Raw genomic sequence first — 4,858 nt, 5'->3', positions numbered from 1 at the left:
TTGCTGACCGGGCAAGTGAGGGTAAAAATATGAGCAATCAAGATGTAAGGGCGCATTGCAATACGCCCCAACAGGGGGAACGCAAAAACCGCCGTTCCATCCGATTAAAACATTACGATTATTCGCAAAACGGTGCGTATTTTGTGACGATTTGCGTGCACAATCGCGAATGTTTGTTTGGGGATATTGTGGATGGGGGAATGCGGTTGAATGATGCGGGCAATTTGGTTTTATCAACGTGGCGTGATTTGCCGAATCACAATGCCGGTATCGAATTGGATGAATTCATCATCATGCCCAATCACGTTCATGGAATTATCATCGTCGTAGGGGCGGGTTCTAAACCCGCCCTTCATTCAAATCCAACCGCCCATGATTTCGCCGAACCCGCCCGCAATATGGATGAATTCGCCCAAAATAATAGGGCAGGTTTGGAACCTGCCCCTACGGATGCGGGTGGTACGGGGGTCAAATTGTCGGAAATTATGCGGCAATTGAAAACGTTTTCGGCGCGCAGGATTAACGAATATCGGAAAACCCCCGGCCAACCCGTTTGGCAACGCAATTATTACGAACATATTATTCGCAATGAACAATCGTTGGATCGTATCCGCGAATATATCCAAAACAATCCCCTGCAATGGGAATTGGATGAAAACAATCCGGATAATTGTAGGGGCGGGTTCCAAACCCGCCCGCAATATGAACAAACCCGCCCTAAAAATAATATTGATTTGCACGATAGCGGGCAGGTTTGGAACCTGCCCCTACATGACGATGGGGGAATCAAAACATGATTGATCAAATAATGACCCCCTCCTTCAAAGAGGACCACATCTCCCAAATCCCTGCATTGCAGCTTCTGCAGAACTTTGGCTACACCTACCTTACCCCGGAGGAAACGCTCCAGTTGCGTGGCGGGCGGTTGAATGCGGTCTTGTTGGAAGATGTGCTGGTGCAGCAGTTGCGCCGGCTTAACCGCATCCGATTTAAGGGAAAGGAATATCCCTTTAGTGAAGGCAACATTCTTTCAGCCATTCAAACTCTCAAAGACACTCTTTATGACGGCCTCGTCCGTACCAATGAAAAGATTTACGACCTGCTCTGTCTGGGCAAAAGCTTGCAACAATCCATTGAGGGAGACACAAAAAGTTTTCCCCTCAATTATATCGATTGGAATCCGGAGACGTGGCTCACCAACAATGTCTTTCATGTGACCGAAGAGTTCAGCGTTGAACGCACAGGCAGTCATGAAACACGCCGGCCCGATGTTGTCTTGTTTGTTAATGGTATTCCGCTCGCCGTAATCGAGTGCAAGCGACCGGATATTAAGGATCCCATTGGTGAGGCGATCAGCCAACATTTACGCAATCAACGGGAAGATGAAATCCCCAAACTCTTTCTTTTTACCCAGTTACTTTTGGCTATTTCGGCAAACGAAGCCAAGTACGCCACCGTGGGGACTCCGGCCAAGTTTTGGTCTGTCTGGAAGGAGCAGGATGAAAAGGAAGAGAAATTAAAGGCGCTGAAAAACAAACCGCTTTCTTATGAACAAAAAGAAAGGCTCTTTGGGGAACGCTTTGATTATGTGCGGAGCTATTTTGATGCCATGGACGCGGCGGATAGACAGGTCACGGAGCAAGACAGGGCTTTATATGATTTGGCACGTCCTGAGCGATTGCTTGAGCTGACCTACCGCTACACCCTCTTTGATGCGGGCGAAAAAAAGGTGGCGCGTTATCAGCAATATTTCTGCGTTCAGAAGATCTTGGACCGGATTCGTAAACTTCAAAAAGACGGCACACGTCAAGGCGGTATTGTCTGGCATACCCAAGGGTCGGGGAAGAGTTTGACCATGGTCATGTTGGCTATGGGGATTGCTTTGGAGTCAAGCATCGAAGATTATAAAGTGCTTTTAGCGACCGATCGTCTGGACCTTGATGATCAGATATTCAAGACTTTCAAACATTGTGGCGTGGACCCTGTGCAGGCAAGGACCGGTGCGCATTTGTCGGAATTACTGTTGGGCAGCAAGTCGCAAATCATTACCACGGTCATCAATAAATTCGATGCCGCTGTAGGGGCGGGTTCCAAACCCGCCCGCAATACGAACAAACATGCCCTGAATGTTGCGGAAAATAATCGGGCAGGTTTAGAACCTGCCCCTACAAATGTTGGTAAACCTGCCAGAAACGACAATCCCAATATTTTTGTGTTGGTGGATGAAGGGCATCGCGGTCAATTTGGAGAACTCCACGCCAAGATGCGCAAGGCGCTCCCCAACGCTTGTTTTATTGGTTTTACAGGTACCCCGATCCTGAAAAAAACAAAAAACACGGTCGAGCGTTTTGGCGGTTTGATCGATACCTATACCATCAGCCAGGCGGTGAATGACAAAGCCGTTGTTCCTTTGCTCTACGAAGGAAGGCATGTCGATCAAACGGTTGACAGTGAATCAATCGATGCCTGGTTTGACCGGATTACAGAAACCCTGACCAAAGAACAACGGGCTGATCTGAAGAAAAAGTTCACCACCACCGACCAGCTGAATAAGGCCGAAAAGAAAATCATGCGCATTGCCTGGGATATCAGCACCCACTTTCGCGACAACTGGCAAGGAACACCCTACAAGGCGCAATTGGTGACTCAGGACAAGTCAACCGCTCTGCTTTACAAAAAGTATTTGGATGAATTTGCGATGGTCTCTTCTGACGTGCTCATTTCACCGCCGGATGACCGCGAAGGCAACACGGAAGTTGAGGAAGAAAACCCGCAGGCAGTTCAAATTTTCTGGAAAAAAATGATGGCCCGTTTTGGGAGTGAAAAGGAATACAACCGACAAATCATCAACTCATTTAAAAAGAGCGATCACCCTGAAATTATCATTGTTGTTGATAAGCTGCTGACCGGCTTTGATGCCCCACGGAACACCGTTCTTTACTTAACCCGAAAACTCAAAGACCACACGCTGTTGCAAGCGATTGCACGGGTGAACCGGCTCTACGATGGAAAAGACTTCGGCTACATCATCGATTATCGCGGTGTTTTGCAAAACCTCGATGAGGCCCTCGATGTTTATGGAAAACTAGCTGATTTTGATGAAGAGGGGCTCGAAGATCTATGCTCCGCCCTGCTTGACGTGAGTGAAGAGGTGAAAAAACTGGCGCAACGTCATTCCGACCTGTGGAATTTGTTTAAAGATGTAAAAAATAAACAGGATGAAGAGGCCTATGAGCGACACTTGGCCGATGAAGAGTTGCGCACCAAGTTTTACGAACGGCTTTCTGCCTATTCACGAACTCTTGCCATTGCCCTGGCATCAGTCAAATTCATTGAAACCGCACCTGAGAAGAAGGTGAAGCAATATAAAGATGATTTGAGCTTTTTTATGAAACTGAGGACTGCTGTGCGTCGGCGCTACGCCGAGGTTGTTGACTTTAAAGAATACGAAGAACGAATCCAGAAGCTCCTCGACACGCACGTCGGCACAGGCGAGGTCGAACGTGTGACCAATCTGGTCAATATCTTTGATACGGAAGCCTTTAATAAGGAGTTAGATCAGCTGGGAAATGCGGCCTCAAAGGCCGATACCATCGCCCACCGCACCCAAAAAACTATTCATGAGCGCATGGAAGAGGACCCGACTTTTTATAAAAGGTTTTCTGAGCTGCTTGAAGCGGCGATTCGTGCTTTTCGTGAGCAGCGGTTATCGGATCTAGAATATTTAAAACAAGTCACTGAGATTGCGGATAAAGTGCGCAATCGGACCGGTGATGACATTCCTGCCCAGCTAAACCATCGCGATGTCGCTAAAGCCTTTTACGGAGTCCTGTTAGAAGTGTTTACCAAGTATGCCAAAGAAGGTCTCGATATGAGAAGCACGAGTGCCGATGCTGGACTCAAGGTGGATGAAATTGTCAATGAGCACAGAATCGTGAATTGGATAAACAATGTGGATATTCAAAACCGTATGAGAAACGCCATTGAAGATTATCTTTTTGAACTGAAGAAAGAACAAGGCATTAATCTGGCCTTCGAGGACATTGACCGCATACTGGAGCTGTGCCTTGAGATTGCACGAATAAGGTATCCCTCATGAGCGAATCGTTAGAAAATATCGCCCACCACTCTTTTACGTTTGGACAAAAGACCATTCCTTTTCAACTGATCTTTCGGCCCAAGCGACGCGTGTCCATCACAGTCTTACCAAATCGCCAAGTCAGGGTGGCGGCCCCTGCGGGGCAGGATCTTGAAAAGGTACTGGCGCTCGTCAGGAAACGGGCTGGTTGGATTGTCAAAAAGAGAAATTACTTTGAGCAATTTCACCCGCTCCCCGGTGAAAAACGCTTTGTCGGTGGTGAGACACACCTCTATTTAGGGCGGCAATATCGATTGAGATTGAAAAATAGTGAAGGGAAGAGTGTAAAACTCATTGGGAAATATTTTAATATCTCTGTCGAGAGTTTTGATCGAGAGAAAGTCAAGGCAGCGTTGGATGCCTGGTACTTGGTGCGAGCTGAGAAGCTGTTTATCGAGAGAGTTGAGGAGCTTCTCAAAGGCCATCCGTCTCTTCGATTAACACCAGAAAAAATAACAATCCGTCCCATGGCAAAACGTTGGGGAAGCTGCACCAAGAACGGGAATATCCGCCTAAACCTCGATCTTATAAAAGCGCCCTTGCATTGTATCGAGTATGTCATCGCCCATGAATTATGCCACCTTCGGGTTCATGACCACAGCCCTGCCTTTTACAGGCTATTATTGCGCTTGATGCCCGATTGGGAAAAACGAAAGGCGCGGCTGGATGCCTTTATTCCATGAAATTTACTGAGGGGCACCTCTATAAACTACTCACTCT

General features: G+C 47.4%; 2 protein-coding genes and 1 pseudogene. All 3 read left to right on the top strand.

All coding sequences use genetic code 11. The annotated features are described in order from the left end of the window. Nucleotides 1-29 precede the first annotated feature (29 nt). The 3 genes and pseudogenes from COV46_06420 (at nucleotide 30) to COV46_06410 (ending at nucleotide 4,821) form a co-directional block, all read left to right on the top strand. Nucleotides 30-665, top strand: a pseudogene (locus tag COV46_06420) (hypothetical protein). 143 nt (nucleotides 666-808) lie between these two features. Further along, entirely contained in the window at nucleotides 809-4,099 is a 3,291-nt protein-coding gene (locus COV46_06415) for a restriction endonuclease subunit R (protein PIR16933.1), read from the top strand. After that, entirely contained in the window at nucleotides 4,096-4,821 is a 726-nt protein-coding gene (locus COV46_06410; GenBank protein PIR16931.1) for a metal-dependent hydrolase, read from the top strand. Before COV46_06415 ends, COV46_06410 begins: the two co-directional genes overlap by 4 nt. Nucleotides 4,822-4,858: the final 37 nt, after the last annotated feature.

The organism is Deltaproteobacteria bacterium CG11_big_fil_rev_8_21_14_0_20_49_13, from assembly GCA_002796305.1.
Classification (GTDB): Bacteria; UBA10199; UBA10199.
This window is presented reverse-complemented; position numbering and strand designations above follow the sequence as displayed.